The following is a 19,255-nucleotide window of genomic DNA, read 5'->3' on the forward strand; positions in this document are numbered from 1 at the left end:
ACGCCGAACCCATAGAAGTCAGGAATTCACAGAAGCCTCGTTCTGGGTAGGCTGGGACACACCCTCGGCGAAGGCAGGGTTATGTGAACGGCAATTCCAACTTCCGGCACAGCAACACCTCGCTTTTGGCGGTCGCCGCCACGATAGCTCCGGTCGTTGTCACCTCTGCCGAGATCGACAACGGACTTCGTTCCTCGCTCAAGCGGCTGCACCTGCCGAAGGGTCTGCTTCAGCGTCTTGCGGGCGTCTACGAGCGTCGCGCCTGGGACTCCACCATGAGCTTCGACGAAGCCGCCATGCTCGCCGCCCGCCGCGCTCTCGCCGACGCCCAGGTCGATTCCAGCGAGGTGGGCCTGCTCATCAATACCTCGGTCACCCGCAGACACCTCGAACCATCGGTTGCGGTCGCCATCCATCATGGCCTCGCGCTGCCCTCGTCTGCGATGAACTTCGACATCACCAACGCCTGTCTCGGCTTCGTGAACGGCATGAGCCTGGCCGCGCAGCTGATCGAGGCCGGGCAGATCCGTTATGCCGTGATAGTCGATGGGGAAGACGCCAACGAGCTGCATCAGAACACCCTCGAGCGCCTGTCAAGCATGGATCTCACTCGGGATGCGTTCATCGAAGAATTCGCCAGCCTCACCCTGGGTTCCGGCGCGGCCGCCGCGGTGCTCGGCCCGAGCGATGTGCACCCGGCCGGGCACCGCATCCTCGGCGGCATCGCCCGCGCCGCGACCGAGCACCACAATCTCTGCGTCGGTGATTTCAAGGGCATGTACACCGATGCCAAGCGCCTGCTCACCAGCGGCCTCGAACTGGTGCTCGCCGCCTGGAACGAGGCCAAGACCGAGTGGGACTGGGGCCGCATGGACCGTTACATCACCCACCAGGTGTCGTCGGTGCATACCAGCAGCATCATCAAGGCTGCGGGCCTCGACCCCAAGCGGGTGCCCACCACGTTCCCGAACTGGGGCAACGTCGGCCCGGCATCGCTGCCGATGACCCTCGCCGCGGAGGCGCCGTCGCTGCATCCCGGCGACCGCGTGCTTTGCATGGGTGTCGGCTCCGGGCTGAACACCGCGATGACCGAGATCCGCTGGTGACCGCCCCCGCCCTGCCCGGCCGCGGCCCCGCAGCTGATATCGATCCCCGCTTGTCACGGCGGGTCAAGGCGCCGGATGCCGCCGGCATTCCGCGAGAGTGGCACGTTCTGGATAACGCGGTTGTACTCGCCGAGCGCGGCGTAACGCCGGTCGGAACGCTGCTGTGCGTGCACGGAAACCCGACCTGGTCGTACCTGTGGCGCGAGTTGGTCGGCGCGGCGAGCGATGCCGCGTGGCGGGTGGTTGCCCCAGACCAGCTCGAGATGGGCTTCTCGGAGCGCACCGGAATCCGCCGCGACCTCGTCACCCGCGGGAACGACCTCGCGCACCTGGTCGACGCGCTCGGCATCGACGGCCCGGTCGTCACCGTGGGGCACGACTGGGGTGGAGTGATCTCGCTGGGGTGGGCGGTCGAGCATCGGTCGAGGCTCGGGGGTGTCATCCTGCTGAACACCGCAGTGCACCAGCCCGGGCAGGCGCCGGTGCCGGCCTTGCTGCGGCTGGCACTGGCCCGACCGCTGCGGGTGCCCGCGACCGTCTGCACCCCCGCCTTCCTCGAGGCCGCGCTTGGCCTCGCCCGGGAGCCGCTTGCGCCGGCGACCCTCGCCGCGTACCGGGCTCCGTACCGCACCGCAAAGCGACGGCGTGGCATCGGCCAGTTCGTCGCCGACATCCCGGTCGACGAGCGGCACCCCAGCCGCGCCATCCTCGACCGGATCGCCGAGCAGGTGCGGTCGCTTCAGGTTCCAGCGCTGATGCTGTGGGGGCCGCGCGATCCGGTCTTCGGCGATCGCTACCTCGACGATCTGCTCGAACGAATGCCGCACGCCGATGTGCACCGCTTTGAACGGGCGGGGCATCTGCTGGCCGAGGACGTTGCATTCGCTCCGGCCGTGCTGACCTGGCTCGCCGACCAGGTGCTTCCCAGGCTTGACAGCACCCCGGTGGCCCCGGAGCGCCCGCAGGGCGCGTCTCGAAGCCCGGGCGCTCCTCACCCGCTCTGGCACTACCTCGACGAACTTGCCCAGAGCAGCCTTCCCGCGCTCATCGAGATGGCGCCGCGCGGAAGCGCGAGGGCAAACTCCAGCAGCGTTCGCCAGCGCGGTACGCGTCCGAGCTTGGGAAAGCGCCAGCACCCGCGCGAAATCAGCTGGCGGCTGCTCAGCCGCCGGGTGCGCGAACTCTCGGCCGGGCTGCTCGCGCACGGGGTACGTCCCGGCGACCGAGTCTCGGTGCTGGTTCCGGCCGGCGCCGACCTTACCGCCGTGCTCTACTCCTGCCTGCGTATCGGCGCCGTCGTCGTGGTCGCCGACGCCGGCCTCGGGGTGCACGGCCTCAGCCGCGCGGTGCGGGGCGCCCGGCCCGACCACATCATCGGCATCGACCGCGCCCTGATCGCCGCGACCGCGCTGGGTTGGCCCGGCCAGCGGATCAGCACCCGCCGACTGCCGCGCCCCGCCGCCCGCGCCCTCGGCGTCGGTGCGAGCCTCGCCGACCTTGCCGCCTCCGGCCGTCAGGCACTTATCGCGACACCGCTCCCTCCCCAGCCTGACCCCGACGCCCAGGCTGCGATCCTGTTCACGTCAGGCTCCACCGGCCCTGCCAAGGGCGTGGTCTACACCCACCGCCAGCTTTCCGCCCTTGCGGCGACCGTCGCCGCCGAGTACGAGGTCACCCCCGGCACAGGGTTGGTCGCCGGCTTCGCCCCGTTCGCGCTGCTCGGTCCCGCGCTCGGCGCCGCCTCGGTGACTCCTGATATGGATGTCACCGCCCCCGGCAGCCTCACCGCCGCCGCTCTCGCCGACGCCGCCGCCGCGGTCGATGCCCGCATCGTCTTCGCCTCGCCCGCCGCGCTGACCAGCGTCTACGGCACCCGCTCGCGACTCACCCGCCACCAACGGGCCGCCCTAGACCGGGTGCAGACCCTGCTCTCCGCCGGCGCCCCGCTCTCGGCTGCCCTGCTGGAACGAGTGGCGACCACATTCCCGGCCGCCCGCATCCACACGCCTTACGGGATGACAGAGGCGCTTCTCGTCACCGACATCACACTTGACGAGCTGCGCGAGGTGGGCGGCGGCGACGGCGTCTGCGTGGGCAGGCCGACCGGGCCGAGCCGGGTGCTGATCAGCCCGCTCGACCGCCACGGTACCGCGAGCGGCGATCCGACCGCCGCGCCCGGGATCACCGGCGAGATCCTTGTTTCGGCGCCGCACATCAAAGACCACTACTACCGGCTTTGGCTCACCCAGCACGAAAGCGTGCGTGACACCCCCGCCGGCGAGCGCTGGCACCGCACCGGCGACGTCGGACATCTGGATGTGTCCGGCCGGCTGTGGGTGGAAGGCCGGCTCCACCACGTGGTCGTCACCGCCGCCGGCGTGCTCACTCCGGTAGGCCCGGAGCAGCGCGTCGAACAAGTGCCCGGCCTCGGCCGCGCCGCCCTGGTCGGCATCGGACCGGCGGGAACGCAGCAGCCGGTCATCGTCGCCGAGGCCGTCCCGCCGGTGCGCATGCCCCGGCTGGCGCCGGCCGAACTCACCGCGCGAGTGCGTGAAGCCGCCGCGGTGCCGGTCACCGCGTCGGCCGACGCCGTGCAGGTCGCCGCCGTGCCGGTCGCCGCGGTGCTGCTCGTGCCAGAGCTGCCCACCGACATCCGACACAACTCCAAGATCGACCGCACCCGGCTGGCCGCCTGGGCCGCCTCGGTACTCGCGGGCGAGAGGCTGGGCCGACCATGAGAGTGTTGGTCACCGGCGCCAGCGGCCTGCTCGGCCGCGACGTCGCCCGCGCCCTGGTCGGCGGGCATCGGGTACGCACTCTCCAGCGCCGGCCGTCAGACGTCGACGGCGCCGAGGACGTGCTCGGCAGCATCACCGACAAAGTCGCGGTCGCCACAGCCACCGAGGGCACGGATGCGGTGATCCACCTGGCTGCGAAGGTCTCGGTCAGCGGCCCAGCGGCCGAGTACCAGGCGGTGAACGTGACCGGAACCGCCAACCTGCTTGCCGCCGCCCGCCGCGCCGGGGTGCGCCGGTTCGTGCACATTTCGTCGCCATCGGTTGCGCACGTCGGCGGATCGATCGCCGGCGACGGAGCCGGCCCGGCCAACCCGGAACGGGCGCGCGGCCCTTACGCCCGCAGCAAGGCCGCGGGCGAGTTGCTGGCGCTCGCCGCCGACGATGCCGACTTGCGGGTGGTGGTGGTGCGGCCCCATCTGATTTGGGGGCCAGGTGACACCCAACTGGTCGCGCGCATCGTCGATCGCGCCCGACGCGGCCGACTGCCCCTGCTCGACCACGGCGCGGCGCTCATCGACAGCACCTACCGTGACAATGCCGTGTCGGGCATCCTCGCCGCCCTGCAGCACGCCGACATCGCGCACGGCCGCGCCTACGTGGTGAGCAACGGCGAACCGCGCACCGTCGCCGAACTGTTGCATGGCATCTGCACCGCCGCCGGCGTCACCCCGCCGCACTGGCGGGTGCCAGCCCGGCTCGCCAGGGCGGCTGGGGGAGTGGTCGAGGCGATCTGGGCGGCGCGCCCGGGCTTGGACGAACCGCCGATGACCCGGTTCCTTGCCGAACAGCTCTCCACCGCGCATTGGTTCGACCAGCGCGAAACCCGCGCCGCGCTGCACTGGCAGCCCATGGTCAGCCTCGACGAGGGCCTCACCAGGCTGGCCGCCTCCTACTGAGCTGTTCCCGCCATACCCGCCGGCGCGAGCTTTCTGTCCGGAGCTGATGTTCTCGGCATTCGCCATCGACAGAAAACACCGCCATCGACGCCGCAGGTGCCTAGCATTGGGCAAGTGAGCAACTTCGCTTCAGAAGCGGGTCCCGCGCTGCAGCGTCGCACGGTGCTGGTGCTGTCGATCGGCCAGGTGCTCGGTGGCCTGGGTGTCGGCGCGACCCTGTCGCTCGGCGCCCTGCTCGCCGAGGCGGTCTCGGGGAATGCGGCCCTCTCGGGCCTCGCCGCCACCATGTCCACACTCGGGGCCGCGGTCGCCTCCATCCCGCTCGCCCGGCTCGCTGCCCGGCGGGGACGTCGTATCGCCCTCGCCCTCGGCGCGGCCATCGCCGCGCTCGGCGCGGTGGTCGTGGTGTTCTCGGTGATAATCGACGTCTTTCTTCTGCTGCTGGTTGGCATGGGGATGCTCGGCAGTTCCGTCGCCGTCGGCCTGCAATCGAGGTTCGCCGCCACCGACCTGGCAGCCCCGGATCGCCGCGGCCGGGACTTGTCGCTCGTGGTCTGGACCACCACGATCGGTGTCGTCATCGGCCCGAACCTGCTCGCCCCGGGTGAGGCGCTCGGAGCGGCGCTCGGCATGCCGCAATACACCGGCGCGTTCGTGTTCGCGATCATCTGCCAGATCGCGGCGGTGGTGCTCTTCCTGACCATGCTCCGCCCCGACCCGCTGCTGACCGCCGTGGCGATCGGGCTCAAGGAAGCCCCACCCGAACCCGGTCGCGCGCCGGTCGCCGCCCGCGGCATCCTCGCCATCCTGCGTGAACACCCGACGGCAGCGACCGCGATGCTCGCAATCGCGCTCAGCCACATGTCGATGGTCTCGGTGATGGCGATGACCCCGCTGCACATCACCGAGCACGGCGGCACGGTCGCACTCGTCGGCTTCACGATCAGCCTGCACACCGCAGGCATGTTCGGCCTGTCACCGGTGTTCGGCATCCTGAGCGACAAGCTGGGACGACCGGCGGTGATCCTGCTCGGCCAGGCACTGCTGGCCCTCGCCTTGGTCACCAACTGGCTCGGCCAGGAAGAGCACGTCTTCGTCGCCATCGCGCTGGCCCTGATCGGGCTGGGCTGGTCCGCCTCGACGGTGGCCGGCTCGGCGATGCTGACCGAGTCGGTCGACCTGCTCGAACGGCCGAAGGTGCAGGGCGTCTCGGACACCACCATGAACCTGTGCGGTGCCGTCGGCGGCGCACTCGCCGGCGTGGTGATGGCCGGCTTCGGATACGGACTGCTGAACGCGTTCGTGCTGGCGCTGGTTGCCGTGGTCGTGCTCACGCTGATCATGCGGCCCCGGGTGGCCGTCCCGGCGTGACAGGCGAGCGGATGCCGCCGCCTAAGATAGCCGGGTGGTCACTCGTCTCTCCCAGCTGTTCGTCCGCACCCTCCGCGAAGACCCCGTCGACGCCGAGGTAACCAGCCACAAGCTGCTCGTTCGGGCCGGCTACATTCGCCGCCAGGCGCCCGGCGTGTTCGCCTGGCTGCCGCTCGGCCTCCGGGTGAAGAGGAAGATCGAGAACATCATCCGCGAGGAGATGGCTGCCGCCGGCGCGCAAGAAGTGCACTTCCCGGCACTGCTCCCGCGTGAACCGTACGAGGCCACCAACCGCTGGACCGAGTACGGCGACGGCATCTTCCGGCTGCAGGACCGCAAGGGCGCCGACTACCTGCTCGCGCCCACCCATGAGGAAGTCTTCACCCTCACGGTGAAGGACCTGTACTCCTCATACAAAGACCTGCCGCTCTCGATCTACCAGATCCAGGACAAGTACCGCGATGAGGCCCGGCCGCGCGCCGGCCTGCTGCGCGGCCGCGAATTCACCATGAAGGACGCGTACTCCTTCGACTACACCGACGCGGGGCTGGATGTCTCGTATCAGGCCCAGCGCGACGCGTACGAGCGCATCTTCCAGCGGCTCGGCCTCGAGTACGTCATCGTCAAGGCCGACGCGGGCGCCATGGGCGGATCCCGCTCCGAGGAGTTCCTGCACCCGACCCCGGTCGGCGAGGACACCTTCGTCCGCTCAGCCGGCGGGTACGCCGCCAACGTCGAGGCGTACGTGACGCCCGTGCCAGAGGCGCTGCCGGTCGACGGCAAGCCAGCACCGGTCATCTTCGATTCGCCGAACACGCCGACGATCCTGAGCCTGGTCGACCTGCTGAACGCGGACCTGCCGCGCACGGATCGCCCGTGGCGGGCGGCGGACACGCTGAAGAACGTCGTGCTGACCCTCGTGCACCTCGACGGCCGCCGCGAGCTGGTCGTCGTCGGCCTGCCCGGTGACAGGGAGATCGACCTGAAGCGCGCCGAGGTCGCGTTCGCCCCGGCCGAGGTGGAAGCAGCGACCGAGTCGGACTTCGCCAAGCACCCCGCCCTGGTCAAGGGCTACATCGGACCCTGGAACGCCGACGGACCCATGCTCGGCGAGAAGTCGGTCAGCGGCATCCGGTTCCTGCTCGATCCCCGCATTGCCGATGGAACCGAATGGGTCACCGGCGCGAACCTTGACGAGAAGCACGTCCACAGCCTCGTCGCCGGCCGTGACTTCATCGGCGATGGAATCGTCGAGGTCGCCGAGGTGCGCGAGGGCGACCCCGCGCCGGATGGCTCCGGGCCGATCGAGACGGCCCGCGGCATGGAGATCGGACACGTCTTCCAGCTCGGCCGCAAGTACGCCGAGGCGCTCGGCCTGAAGGTGCTGGACGAGAACGGCAAGCTCGTGACCGTGACCATGGGCTCCTACGGCATCGGCGTCACCCGGGTGCTCGGCGTGATCGCCGAGTCCAACAACGACGACAAGGGCCTCATCTGGCCGGCGAACGTCGCCCCGTTCGACGTTCAAGTGGTCGCCACCGGACGCGACGCAGTCGTGTTCGAGGTGGCCGAGCAGGTGTCGGCAGCGCTCGAGAGCGCCGGATTCGATGTGCTCTACGACGACCGGCCGAAGGTGTCGCCCGGCGTGAAGTTCGGCGACGCCGAACTGATCGGGGTGCCCAAGATCGTCATCGTCGGCCGCACCGCCGCCGAGGGCACCGTCGAGCTGTGGGATCGCCGTACGGGGGAGCGGGAAGCCGTCGCCGTGGCTGAGGTCGCCGACAAGCTTCGCTGAGCCGTTTTGTCGGCCGGGATCTCGGCAAGCTCGATCAACGGTCGGCGGCAAGCTCGACCAACGGTCGGCGGCAAGCTCGACCAACTGTTGGGCGGCAGGCTCGACCAACGGTTTCGGGTACCGTAGAGGGACGACATCCGGCCCCGCTTGGGCCGACGTCCCTAATCTGAATAGTGGAGGCCCTCAGTGGACATTGACCTGAGCGTGCTGCGGCTCATGGAGCGCGAGCGCGAGATTCCGTTCGAGGAGCTCGTGCGAATCATCGAGCAGGCGATCCTGACCGCCTACCTCAAGCACACCGCCCCGGCCGAGCACCACGAGCACCATGAGCACGACGAACGTCGCGCACGGGTTGAACTAGACCGCAAGACCGGCCACGTTGCCGTGTACGTGCCCGAGTTCGACGAAGAGGGCAACCAGATCGGCGAGGCCGTCGACAGTCCGAGCGACTTCGGCCGGATCGCGGCGTTCGCAGCGAAGCAGGTCATCAACCAGCGCCTGCGCGACATCGCCGACGACGCCGTCTTCGGCGAATTCCGTGGTCGCGAGGGTGACATCGTCGCCGGAATCATCCAGCAGGGCCCGAACCCGCGGATGGTGCACGTCGATCTCGGCACCATCGAGGCCATCTTGCCGCCGGAGGAGCAGGTGCCCGGCGAGGACTACACGCACGGATCCCGCATCCGGGTGTACGTCACGAGCGTTTCCAAGGGCCTGAAGGGGCCGTCCATCACGGTGTCCCGCACCCACCCTGCACTCGTGCGCAAGCTGTTCGCACTGGAGGTGCCCGAGATCGCCAGCGGTGTCGTCGAGATCACCTCGCTGGCCCGTGAGGCCGGCCACCGCACCAAGATCGCGGTGCGCGCCACCGAGCCAGGGGTCAACGCGAAGGGCGCCTGCATCGGCGAACTCGGCCAGCGGGTCCGTGCGGTCACGGCTGAACTGAACAACGAGAAGATCGACATCGTCGACTACTCCGAGGACCTCGCCACCTTCGTCGCGCACGCGCTGTCGCCGGCCAAGGTCACCAACGCTTACGTGGTCGACCAGTCGATGAAGGCGGTCCGTGCCCTGGTGCCCGACTACCAGTTGTCGCTCGCGATCGGCAAGGAAGGGCAGAACGCCCGGCTTGCCGCGAAGCTCACGGGAGCGCGGATCGACATCCAGCCGGACTCTGTTCCCGAGCAGTAGGTCAGTAGGCCAGCTTTAGGGGTCTACAATGGAACCCGTCAGAACGTGCCTGGGTTGCCGGCAGCGGGATGCGCGATCACATCTAATGAGATTCGTGTCACGTGACGGCATGGTCGTAGCGGATGCCGCGGCTTCCCTTTCCGGTCGAGGCGCGTGGGTGCATCCCACCCGCGACTGCATCGACACCGCACTCAAACGCAAGGCCTTCGGTCGGGCGTTGAAGGCGCAGGGAAACCTCGACGTGTCACAGGTCAACCCACCAACCAGTTAAGAACAGGCTGAAACGGCTTATGGACAACTAATGAGCGGCTCGAAATGAGACCCGTTGCGTAATTAGCGGTCTGCCCCTGTCCAGGGCGCAGGCCCGGACAGGAGAAATGTGGCTGCCAAACCACGCGTACACGAAATCGCCGCCGAATTCGGTGTCGAAAGCAAGCATGCCCTTGAGAAGCTCAAGGAAATGGGCGAGTTCGTCAAGGGACCGTCCTCAAGCATTGAACCGCCGGTAGCGCGCCGCCTCAGGGCAGCGCTCGAAGCGGACGGTGCCAAGAAGAGCGACGCACCCGCAGCACCCGCCGCGAAGCGACCCGCTGGGCCCAAGCCCGGACCGGCCGTTCCGTCGGCTCCCGCAGCACCGGTGGAACCGGCCGCACCCGCCGCCGAGGTTCCCACCCCGGCCGCACCGATGTCGGTCGCCGAGCGTCAGGCTCAGGCAGAGGCCGCGGCGAAGGCCGCTGCCGCTGAGAAGGCTGCAGCCGAGAAGGCCGGCGGCGAGAAGACCGGGTCGACCGACGCGGTCAAGCCCGGTGCGAAGCCTGCTGCCGCTGCTGCCAAGGACGCAGCCCCGAGCCCCGGTGGCCCGCGTCCCGGTGCCCCGCGTCCCGGCAACAACCCGTTCAGCTCGAACCAGGGCATGGCTCGCCCGGGCGGTCCCCGCCCCGGCAACAACCCGTTCAGCACGAACCAGGGCATGCAGCGCCCCACCCCGAACTCCATCCCGCGTCCCGCGGCCCCACGTCCGGGCGCTCCCCGCCCGGGTGCTCCGCGTCCCGGCGGCTTCCGTCCCGGCCAGCCCGGCGGTGCTCAGCACCAGCAGCGGCCAGGTGGCGCCGGTCGTCCCGGCGGTGCCGGTGGCGGCTTCCAGCGCCCTGGCGGTGGTCCCGGTGCCGGTGGCGGCTTCGGTGCTCCCCGCCCGGCAGGTGGCGGCGGCCGTGGTCGTGGCCCCGGCGGCGGTACCGCTGGTGCGTTCGGTCGCGGTGGCGGTAAGAGCAAGGCTCGCAAGTCGAAGCGGACGAAGCGGCAAGAGTTTGAGATGCGGGAGGCCCCGTCGCTTGGCGGCGTGAGCGTTCCCCGCGGCGACGGCACCACCGTCGTTCGGATGCGCCGTGGCGCGTCGATTTCTGACTTCGCCGACAAGATCAACGCCAACCCCGGCAGCCTGGTCACCGTGCTGTTCCACCTCGGTGAGATGGCCACGGCGACCGAGTCGCTCGACGAGGCCACCTTCCAGGTGCTCGGCGAGGAACTGGGTTACAAGATCCAGATCGTCTCGCCCGAGGACGAGGACAAGGAGCTGCTCGAAGGCTTCGACATCGACCTCGACCAGGAGCTTGAGGACGAGGATGACTCGGTGCTCGAGATCCGGCCGCCGGTTGTGACCGTGATGGGCCACGTCGACCACGGTAAGACCCGGCTGCTCGACGCGATCCGTCAGGCGAACGTCGGCGCGGGTGAAGCGGGTGGCATCACCCAGCACATCGGTGCCTACCAGGTGTGGACCGAGCACGAGAACATCGAGCGCGCGATCACCTTCATCGACACCCCCGGTCACGAGGCGTTCACCGCCATGCGTGCCCGTGGTGCGCAGGTCACCGACATTGCGATCCTCGTGGTCGCTGCCGACGACGGCATCATGCCGCAGACGGTTGAGGCGTTGAACCACGCCCAGGCGGCGAACGTGCCGATCGTGGTCGCGGTGAACAAGGTCGATAAGGAAGACGCCAACCCGGCCAAGGTGCGCCAGCAGCTCACCGAGTACGGTCTGGTCGCCGAGGAGTACGGCGGAGACGTCATGTTCGTCGACGTGTCGGCCAAGAACAACATCGGCATCCAGGAACTGATGGACGCCGTGCTGCTCACCGCCGACGCGGGTCTCGACCTGCGGGCGAACCCCGCCAAGTCCGCCCGTGGTATCGCGATCGAAGCGAAGCTCGACAAGGGCCGCGGTGCCGTTGCCACGGTGCTGATCCAGTCGGGAACCCTCCGGGTCGGTGACGCCATCGTCGCGGGAACCGCTTATGGCCGCGTGCGTGCCATGGCCGATGAGAACGGCGACTCGGTTACCGAAGCCTTCCCGTCGCGTCCGGTTCAGGTGCAGGGTCTGTCGTCGGTGCCTCGCGCCGGTGACACCTTCATCGTCACCGAGGAAGACCGCACTGCCCGTCAGATCGCTGAGAAGCGTGAAGCGGTCGAGCGCAACGCGCAGCTGGCCAAGGCCCGCAAGCGCATCAGCCTCGAGGACTTCACTCGTGCACTCGAAGAGGGCAAGGTCGAGTCGCTCAACCTCATCATCAAGGGTGACGTTTCCGGTGCCGTTGAGGCCCTGGAAGAGTCGCTGCTCAAGATCGAGGTCGACGACAGCGTGCAGCTGCGCATCATCCACCGTGGTGTTGGTGCCGTTACCGAATCCGACGTCAACCTGGCGACGGTCGACAACGCGATCATCATCGGCTTCAACGTGCGGCCGGACACCAAGGCCCGCGAACGTGCCGCCCGCGAGGGTGTGGACGTGCGGTTCTACTCGGTCATCTACGCGGCCATCGAGGACATCGAGAACTCGCTCAAGGGCATGCTCAAGCCCGAGTACGAAGAGGTCCAGTCCGGTGTCGCCGAGATCCGCGAGGTGTTCCACTCCTCGAAGGTCGGAAACATCGCCGGTGTCATCGTGCGGTCGGGAACCATTACCCGCAACGCGAAGGCCCGCGTCATCCGCGACGGTGTCGTGCTCGCCGATGGACTGGCCATCGAGTCGCTGCGCCGGTTCAAGGACGACGTCACCGAGGTCAAGACTGACTTCGAAGCGGGTATCGGCCTCGGCAAGTACAACGACATCCGTATCGGTGATGAGATCGAGACGATCGAAATGAAGGAGAAGCCGCGGGTCTAAGCCACGGACTTCAGCCGGTCGGGTCGCGCATGTCGCGGCCCGGCCGGCTCCTTTCGTTCCCGTCCAGGGACGATTAACTACTTACCTCTCAAAAAGGCAGAATTGAACAATGGCTGACCCACAGCGCGCCCGTAAGATGGCCGACCGCATCAAGGAGATCATCGCCAGGCGCCTCGACCGCGGCATCAAGGATCCCCGGCTCGGTTTCGTCACGATCACCGACGTGCGGGTGACCGGCGACCTGCAGCACGCGTCCGTGTTCTACACGGTGTACGGCACCGACGAGGAACGCGCCGATTCGGCCGCGGCCCTGAAATCGGCGACTGGGATGCTCCGCAGCGAAGTCGGCAAGAACATCACCGCCCGGCTCACGCCGTCGCTGGAGTTCATCCACGACGCCCTGCCCGAGAACGCGGCGCACATGGAGCAGCTGCTGGCCGAAGCCAAGGAGCGGGACGCTGTCTCGCACAACCTCGCCGTTGGCGCCCAGTACGCCGGCGACGAAGACCCGTATGTGAAGCCGCGCGTCATCGGCGAGGACGATGACGAGGACGTCTGGGACGAGGACCAGCCCGAGGAGTCCCGCTAGCGCGCTGGAGCTCAAGGGATCGCGCCAGCGATCCGCGACGCCAGCGCCGCCGGAGCCTGCGACGGCGGTCCTCGACTAGGTCGCACGCTCCGGGGCCACCGAACTCAAGCGCGACAAGCTCAGGGCAACTGGTAGCCGACCGCCGCGTCACCGACGACGAGTCCGTCGGCGAGTAACCCCGCCAGCGCACGCTCGCGCTGCGGGGCATCCGACCACACCTGCTCGATCTCAGCGTGCGTGACCGGGATGTCGCTTGCCCGCAGCTCGGCCATGATCAGTCCGCGCACCTGACGGTCGCTGCCCTCGTACTTCTTCTGCACGGCGGCCCGCGGGCCCTCGTACGGCGGTTTGCCGGCCAGTCGCCAGGCGCACAGCTCGGCGATCGGACACTTCTCGCAGCGGGGTGCTCGGGCGGTGCAGACCAGCGCGCCCAGTTCCATCACGCCGGCGTTGGTGAGCTTCGCCTCGGCATCGTCGTGGGGGAGCAGCGTCTCCATCGCGGCGAGGTCGACGCGCGTGCGCGGGGGACCGGCCTCACCCTGTCCGTCGACGGCGCGGGCGATCACCCGGCGCACGTTGGTGTCGACCACCGGATGCCGCCGGCCATACGCGAACGCGGCCACCGCGCGTGCAGTGTAGGCGCCGATCCCGGGCAGCGCGAGCAACTCGTCGACGTCGTGCGGCACCACGCCGTCGTGCCGCTCGGTGATCGCCACCGCCGCTGCGTGCAGGTTGAGCGCCCGGCGCGGGTAGCCGAGCCGGTCCCAGGCGCGCACTGCTTCACCCGGGGCATCCGCGGCCAGCGCCGCCGGCGTCGGCCAGCGCTCGAGCCACTGCTCCAGCCGGGGGATCACCCGGGCCACCGGCGTCTGCTGCAGCATCACCTCGGAGACGAGGATGCCCCAGGCCGGGTAGCCGGGCCGGCGCCACGGAAGGTCTCGGCCGTTCGCGCGGAACCACGCGATCACGGTTGGGGCAAGCACCCCACCAGCGTAGGTCAGCCCGGCGCCCGTCAGGCCAGTGCGCGCAGCCGCGGTGCGAGGTCCCGTTCGAACAGCTGCATGAACCGGGCCTGGTCGTGCCCGGGCGCGTGGAAGACCAGGTGGTTGAATCCCGCATCGACGTACTTCGCCACATCGGCGACCACCGCATCCGGGTCGGTGCCGACGATCCAGCGCTTCGCGATCTGCTCGATCGGCAGCGCGTCGGCGACCCGCTCCATCTCGACCGGGTCGGTGATGTCGTGCTTCTGCTCCTTCGACAGCGACAGCGGCGACCAGAACCGGGTGTTCTCCAGTGCCGTCTGCTGGTCCTCCTCGTAGGAGATCTTGATCTCGATCATCCGGTCGATCTGGTCGAAGGTGCGACCGGATGCTTCCAGCCCGTCCTTCACGGCGGGCACCAGTTCGTCGGTGTAGAGCTCCATCCCCTTACCCGAGGTGCAGATGAAGCCATCGCCGGCACGGCCGGCGTATTTGGCGACGGTCGGGCCGCCCGCGGCGATGTACACCGGGATGCCTCCCTCGGGCCGGTCGTAGATCGACGCGTCGTGGGTGGAGTAGTACTCGCCCTCGAAGGTCACCCGGTCGCCGGTCCACAGGGCGCGCATCAACCGCACCGACTCACGCAGCCGGGCGAAGCGCTCCTTGAACTCCGGCCAGTCCTGCGCGCCTGCGCCGCGGAATCCGGTGGCGATCTCATTCAGCGCCTCACCGGTGCCGACTCCGAGCATCACACGACCCGGGTAGAGACATCCGAGGGTCGCGAACGCCTGCGCGATCACCGCCGGGTTGTACCGGAACGTCGGGGTCATCACCGAGGTGCCCATCCGGATGCTCGAGGTGCGCTCACCGACGGCTGCCAGCCAGGCCAGCGAGAACGGAGCGTGCCCGCCCTCGTGCCGCCACGGCTGGAAGTGGTCGCTGACCGACACCGATTCGAAACCGTGCGATTCCGCCTGGACCGCGAACTCGACCAGATCACGCGGGGAGAACTGTTCGGCAGAGGCCTTGTAACCGAGGGTGAGCGTCATGATGGACAGTGAATCACGTCGAGGTCCGGTACGCTCGCGAACGTCAAGGAGGACGTGGACATGCACAGTGACAAGGTCGTCATTCTCGGTGGGGCGCGCACCCCGATCGGCAGCTTCGGCGGAGCGTTCAAAGACACCCCCGGCTACCTGCTCGGCGCCCGCGCATCCGAGGAGGCGTTGCGCCGCACCGGCATCGCCGCCGACGACGTGGACGAGGTGATCATGGGCTGCATCGGCCAGGTGGGGCCGGATGCCTACAACGCCCGCCGGGTCGCGCTCGAGGCCGGACTGCCGAACAACATTCCCGCGTACACCGTGAACAGGTTGTGCGGCAGTGGACTGCAGGCGATCTGGTCCGGGGCCATGCAGCTGATGTGGGGCGGTAGGCAGTCCGGCGGCGCTGATGTGGTGCTCGCCGGCGGCAACGAGAACATGAGCCGGATGCCGTTCTACGACTTCAACGCCCGCTACAACGACAAACTCGGTGACCGCACGCTGCAGGATGGCACCATTGCGATGCTCACCGATCCGTTCTCGAACCGGCACATGGGTGTCACCGCCGAGAACGTGGCCGTCAAATACGGGGTGTCGAGGGTGGAGCAGGACGAGTTCGCGGTGGAGAGCCAACGGCGTGCGGCGACGGATGCGGCGAAGGCCGCGTTCGCCGAGGAGATCGTGCCGGTCACCACAGCCAGCCGGAAACCGGTCGAGGTCAGCGTCGACGAGCACCCCCGGCCGGGCACCACCCTGGAGGCGCTCGCCAGCCTGCGCCCGGCGTTCCAGGAGGGCGGCATGGTCACCGCGGGTAACGCGTCCGGGATCAATGACGGCGCGGCATCCGTGGTGCTGATGCGTGAAGGCGACGTGCGCGAACGCGGCCTGTCTGGCCTTGCCACCATCGAGCATGTGACGACCGCGGCGATGGAACCGGAACTGATGGGCTATGCGCCGACGCACGCGCTGAACCGGTTGTTCGAGCAGACCGGGCTGAAACCGAAGGATGTCGGCAGCGTCGAATTGAACGAGGCGTTCGCCTCGCAGGCCGTCGCGGTCATCCGTGACGCCGGCCTCGACCCCGAGCGCACCAACCCCTACGGCGGCGCGATCTCGCTCGGCCACCCGGTCGGCGCGACCGGCGCGATCCTCACCCTGCGGCTGGCGCTCGATCTGAAGCGGCGCGACCTCGAGTACGGCATCGTGACGATGTGCATCGGCGGTGGCCAGGCGCTCGCCGCGTTGATCCGGCGCTACGACGGCTGAGGCGGCTCTCGACTAGACCGCGCCGACCGGCAAGACTGGCCGCGTAAAAAAGTATTGGCGCATGTCGAAAATTGCTGCGCTCGCTCGACGTCTTGGTGAGGGGCAGTTCAGCCCCGCAAACACGAGGAGATCACGATGAAGTTCATGATGCTGCTGCAGTCCGACGAGAGCAGCCCCGAGGCGGCCGCCGGCTCGAGCGACGAGGCTCTGAACGCGATGGGCGCCTACAACGAGGAACTGATCAAGGCGGGCGTCATGCTCGCCGGTGAGGGCCTGCACCCGAGCTCGACCGGCGTGCGCGTGCACTACGACGGCGACGAACGCACCGTCGTCGACGGCCCGTTCACCGAGAGCAAGGAACTGCTCGCGGGGTTCTGGATCATCCAGGTGCGGGACCGCGACGAGGCCATCGAGTGGGCACGCCGCATCCCGCTGCGCACTGCCCAGGTCGAGGTGCGCCAGGTCTTCGACATCTCGGAGTTCGACCAGGACAACGAGTATGTGAAGAAAGAGAAGGAATGGCGCGAGGCCACGGGCGAGTCACGCACCGCCTAGGGGACGCCAGATGACGGCCTCGACGACGCACGGCGCCGTCGAGGCCGTCTGGCGCATCGAGTCGGCCCGGGTGGTCGGTGCGCTGGTGCGGATGGTGGGGGATGTCGCGCTGGCCGAGGATCTCGCCCAGGACGCACTCGTCGCAGCACTCGAGCAGTGGCCGCGCGACGGGGTGCCGAAGAACCCGGGCGCCTGGCTGACCGCGATCGCGAAGCGTCGGGCTATTGACACCTGGCGCCGGCAGGCGTCGCTGGAGAACAAGTACGCGCTGCTTGCCGACGCGCTCGAGCGATCCGAGAATCTCGGCGAGCCGGAGCAGGCGCTCGCCGCGGTGATCGACGACGACGTGCTCCGGCTGGTCTTCGTTGCCTGCCATCCGGTGCTGCCGAAACCGGCGCGGGTCGCGCTCACCCTGAAACTGGTCGGCGGATTGTCGACCGAGGAGATCGCGCGCGCGTTCCTTGTGCCGACGCCGACCATCGCGCAGCGGATCGTGCGGGCCAAGCGTGCGCTGACAGCGGCGCACGTGCCGTTCGAGGTGCCGGACCACACCGAGTTCACCGGGCGGCTGTCCTCGGTGCTGGAGGTCATCTACCTGATCTTCAACGAGGGATACTCCGCGACATCCGGCGACGACTGGATGCGTCCCGGGATGTGCGATGAGGCGCTCCGGCTGGGACGCATGCTGGCCGAACTGGTGCCGCGTGAACCCGAAGTGCATGGCCTGGTCGCGCTGATGGAGCTGCAGGCGTCGCGGCTGGGCGCGCGCACGAGCCGGGACGGCGAACCGGTCCTGCTCGCCGACCAGGACCGCACCCGCTGGAACCGGCTGCTGATCGGTCGGGGTCTGGCTGCCCTGGCCCGGACCGACGAGTTGGCCGCATCGACCAGCGGAAAGGCGCGCGGCCCGTACACGCTGCAAGCGGCGCTCGCCGCCTGCCACGCCACCGCGCCAAGCATCGAGCAGACCGACTGGGCGCGGATCGTCGCGCTGTACGAAGAACTTGGCACTCTGACGCCGTCGCCCGTGATCGAACTCAACCGGGCGGTGGCCGTGTCCATGCTGCGCGGCCCAGCCGCAGCGCTCGAGATCGTCGACGCGCTGCGCGAGCACACCGCACTGCGCGGCTACCACCTGCTGCCGACGGTGCGCGCCGACCTGCTCGCCAAGGTCGGCCGAACCGATGAGGCAAGGCACGAGTTCGAGCGTGCGGCCGAACTGACCGACAACGCTCGGGAGAAGGCGCTGCTGCTCGCGCGCGCCCAGCAGTTCAGCGGGCGGTCGTAGGCTGGACGAATGCCGGACAAGAGGGACTTTTTCGACGCGTTGGCAGCCGAGGTGCTTCACAACTACGGACGAGGACGGGCGATCATCGCGGTCGATGGGCTTCCGGATGCCGGCACCACAGCATTCGCGGACGACCTTGCCGCAGCCTTCAAGCGCGTCGACCACGACGTGTTTCGAGCGTCGATGCGGGACTTTCACCGGCCGCGCGCCGAGCGCGTTGCCCGTGGCGACTCTCCAGGCGACTTCTATCGGGACGCCTTCGACTACTCGCGCTTCCGGCGGGTGCTGATCGAGCCGTTCCGGATGGGCGGAAGCACCGGTTTCGTGACCCGCGACTTCGATCTCGAACGCGACATGCAGATCGAGCCGAAGTGGCAGAGCGGGCCGGCCGACGCCATTCTCATCGTCGACGGGCTGTTCGTGAACCGGCCCGAGCTGTCGAGCCTGTGGAACTACTCGATCTGGCTCGAGGTGCCGGTTCCGTTGCAGGCGACGGATGTCGAGACCAATGCGGTCGTCTCGGTGTACCGCAAGGACACCGACCCGACCGAAAAGGCCACCGCCCTCATCAACAACACCGACCCCGACAATCCGCAGCGCATCTTCGCCGACTCCTGCTGAGCTGTTTCGGGCTCGTAGGCTCACAAGCCGCCGGCGACCACAGTGACGGTGGTGAGCGCTACGGTTGGCACAGTCTTACCCGCCACAACCGGCGGAGCCGCAGAGGAGCGTCGTGAAGATCCAGGACAGCATCAGCATCAACGCCGACCGTGCGCGCGTGTTCAAGGTCTTCTGCGACCTTGAGAATGCCGCAGCCAATATCGGTGGCATCACCAAGATCGAGGTGCTCGCCGGTCCTGCCCAGTTGAATCTGGGCACCAAATGGCGTGAGACCCGCACGATGTTCGGAAGAGAGGCGACCGAGGAAATGTGGGTCACCGGGTACGAACAGGACGCGTCCTATGTGGCAGAGGCCGAGTCGCGCGGAACCCACTATCGCAGCGAGTACCGATTCACCTCGGAGGGGAGCGGTACCCGCGTCGATCTGAGGTTTGAAGGCACCCCGCTCACCTTCGGCGCGCGCATCACCGGCGTCATCGGTGCGCTGTTCGCCGGTGCGGCCAAGAAGGCACTGCATCAGGACCTGGTGGACCTGAAACGGGCCTGCGAAGCCGCGTGACCAAGCTCAGCTGACGACCGCACCCGCT

Annotated in this window: 16 protein-coding genes; 14 read left to right on the forward strand and 2 right to left on the reverse strand. The window is 68.6% G+C overall.

From position 1 onward, the window contains the following. The first annotated feature begins 83 nt into the window (after nucleotides 1-83). The 9 genes from GO591_RS03890 (at nucleotide 84) to rbfA (ending at nucleotide 12,912) form a co-directional block, all read left to right on the forward strand. On the forward strand, nucleotides 84-1,106 hold the full coding sequence (locus GO591_RS03890) for a 3-oxoacyl-ACP synthase III (protein WP_157155605.1): 1,023 nt from the start codon (nucleotides 84-86) through the stop codon (nucleotides 1,104-1,106). Then, nucleotides 1,103-3,844: an alpha/beta fold hydrolase gene (locus GO591_RS03895; RefSeq protein WP_232466262.1), complete on the forward strand. Its 2,742-nt coding sequence runs from the start codon at nucleotides 1,103-1,105 to the stop codon at nucleotides 3,842-3,844. The genes GO591_RS03890 and GO591_RS03895 overlap by 4 nt, the downstream gene beginning before the upstream one ends. Continuing rightward, nucleotides 3,841-4,800, forward strand: a complete 960-nt coding sequence (locus GO591_RS03900; protein WP_157155606.1) for an NAD-dependent epimerase/dehydratase family protein — start codon at nucleotides 3,841-3,843, stop codon at nucleotides 4,798-4,800. The genes GO591_RS03895 and GO591_RS03900 overlap by 4 nt, the downstream gene beginning before the upstream one ends. 114 nt (nucleotides 4,801-4,914) lie before the next feature. Beyond that, entirely contained in the window at nucleotides 4,915-6,171 is a 1,257-nt protein-coding gene (locus GO591_RS03905) for an MFS transporter (RefSeq protein ID WP_232466263.1), read from the forward strand. Between the two features lie 34 nt (nucleotides 6,172-6,205). After that, nucleotides 6,206-7,966: a proline--tRNA ligase gene (locus tag GO591_RS03910; RefSeq protein WP_157155607.1), complete on the forward strand. Its 1,761-nt coding sequence runs from the start codon at nucleotides 6,206-6,208 to the stop codon at nucleotides 7,964-7,966. Between the two features lie 186 nt (nucleotides 7,967-8,152). Then, nucleotides 8,153-9,157, forward strand: coding sequence for a transcription termination factor NusA (gene nusA, locus GO591_RS03915; RefSeq protein ID WP_157155608.1), 1,005 nt, complete (start codon nucleotides 8,153-8,155; stop codon nucleotides 9,155-9,157). 28 nt (nucleotides 9,158-9,185) lie between these two features. Then, on the forward strand, nucleotides 9,186-9,428 hold the full coding sequence (locus GO591_RS03920; protein WP_157155609.1) for a YlxR family protein: 243 nt from the start codon (nucleotides 9,186-9,188) through the stop codon (nucleotides 9,426-9,428). Nucleotides 9,429-9,536: 108 nt separating this feature from the next. After that, nucleotides 9,537-12,323 (forward strand): translation initiation factor IF-2, encoded by a 2,787-nt coding sequence (infB, locus tag GO591_RS03925; protein WP_157155610.1) that lies wholly within the window; start codon nucleotides 9,537-9,539, stop codon nucleotides 12,321-12,323. A 109-nt stretch (nucleotides 12,324-12,432) separates the two neighbouring features. Next, on the forward strand, nucleotides 12,433-12,912 hold the full coding sequence (gene rbfA, locus GO591_RS03930) for a 30S ribosome-binding factor RbfA (RefSeq protein WP_157155611.1): 480 nt from the start codon (nucleotides 12,433-12,435) through the stop codon (nucleotides 12,910-12,912). 119 nt (nucleotides 12,913-13,031) lie between these two features. Here the strand turns inward: rbfA and GO591_RS03935 are convergent, their stop codons facing one another. Further along, the gene (locus GO591_RS03935; RefSeq protein ID WP_232466265.1) at nucleotides 13,032-13,895 is read right to left on the reverse strand and encodes an HhH-GPD family protein; all 864 of its coding nucleotides are present in this window, start codon (nucleotides 13,893-13,895) and stop codon (nucleotides 13,032-13,034) included. Between the two features lie 29 nt (nucleotides 13,896-13,924). Further along, a complete protein-coding gene (fgd, locus tag GO591_RS03940; protein ID WP_157155612.1) occupies nucleotides 13,925-14,944 on the reverse strand; it encodes a glucose-6-phosphate dehydrogenase (coenzyme-F420) in 1,020 nt (339 codons plus the stop codon). 60 nt (nucleotides 14,945-15,004) lie between these two features. Between fgd and GO591_RS03945 the strand changes: the two genes are divergently transcribed. From GO591_RS03945 to GO591_RS03965, 5 genes are all read left to right on the forward strand, one after another. Next, on the forward strand, nucleotides 15,005-16,204 hold the full coding sequence (locus tag GO591_RS03945) for a thiolase family protein (protein WP_157155613.1): 1,200 nt from the start codon (nucleotides 15,005-15,007) through the stop codon (nucleotides 16,202-16,204). Between the two features lie 135 nt (nucleotides 16,205-16,339). Further along, complete coding sequence (locus GO591_RS03950; RefSeq protein WP_157155614.1) at nucleotides 16,340-16,759, forward strand: YciI family protein; 420 nt, start codon at nucleotides 16,340-16,342, stop codon at nucleotides 16,757-16,759. Nucleotides 16,760-16,769: 10 nt separating this feature from the next. After that, nucleotides 16,770-18,047 carry an RNA polymerase sigma factor gene (locus tag GO591_RS03955; protein WP_157155615.1) on the forward strand — a complete coding sequence of 426 codons (1,278 nt, stop codon included), beginning with the start codon at nucleotides 16,770-16,772 and terminating at the stop codon, nucleotides 18,045-18,047. Nucleotides 18,048-18,056: 9 nt separating this feature from the next. Next, nucleotides 18,057-18,668, forward strand: a complete 612-nt coding sequence (locus GO591_RS03960) for a nucleoside/nucleotide kinase family protein (protein WP_157155616.1) — start codon at nucleotides 18,057-18,059, stop codon at nucleotides 18,666-18,668. A gap of 112 nt (nucleotides 18,669-18,780) precedes the next feature. Then, nucleotides 18,781-19,227 carry an SRPBCC family protein gene (locus GO591_RS03965; RefSeq protein WP_157155617.1) on the forward strand — a complete coding sequence of 149 codons (447 nt, stop codon included), beginning with the start codon at nucleotides 18,781-18,783 and terminating at the stop codon, nucleotides 19,225-19,227. Nucleotides 19,228-19,255: the final 28 nt, after the last annotated feature.

Source organism: Diaminobutyricimonas sp. LJ205, from assembly GCF_009755725.1.
Classification (GTDB): domain Bacteria; phylum Actinomycetota; class Actinomycetes; order Actinomycetales; family Microbacteriaceae; genus Ruicaihuangia.

Bases quoted from the DNA above. Each gene is read 5' to 3' on its own strand.
- GO591_RS03900 (WP_157155606.1), top strand. From the start codon at position 3,841: ATGAGAGTGTTGGTCACCGGCGCCAGCGGCCTGCTCGGCCGCGACGTC.
- GO591_RS03920 (WP_157155609.1), top strand. From the start codon at position 9,186: ATGGAACCCGTCAGAACGTGCCTGGGTTGCCGGCAGCGGGATGCGCGA.
- rbfA (WP_157155611.1), top strand. From the start codon at position 12,433: ATGGCTGACCCACAGCGCGCCCGTAAGATGGCCGACCGCATCAAGGAG.
- fgd (WP_157155612.1), bottom strand. From the start codon at position 14,944: ATGACGCTCACCCTCGGTTACAAGGCCTCTGCCGAACAGTTCTCCCCG.
- GO591_RS03945 (WP_157155613.1), top strand. From the start codon at position 15,005: ATGCACAGTGACAAGGTCGTCATTCTCGGTGGGGCGCGCACCCCGATC.
- GO591_RS03950 (WP_157155614.1), top strand. From the start codon at position 16,340: ATGAAGTTCATGATGCTGCTGCAGTCCGACGAGAGCAGCCCCGAGGCG.
- GO591_RS03955 (WP_157155615.1), top strand. From the start codon at position 16,770: ATGACGGCCTCGACGACGCACGGCGCCGTCGAGGCCGTCTGGCGCATC.
- GO591_RS03960 (WP_157155616.1), top strand. From the start codon at position 18,057: ATGCCGGACAAGAGGGACTTTTTCGACGCGTTGGCAGCCGAGGTGCTT.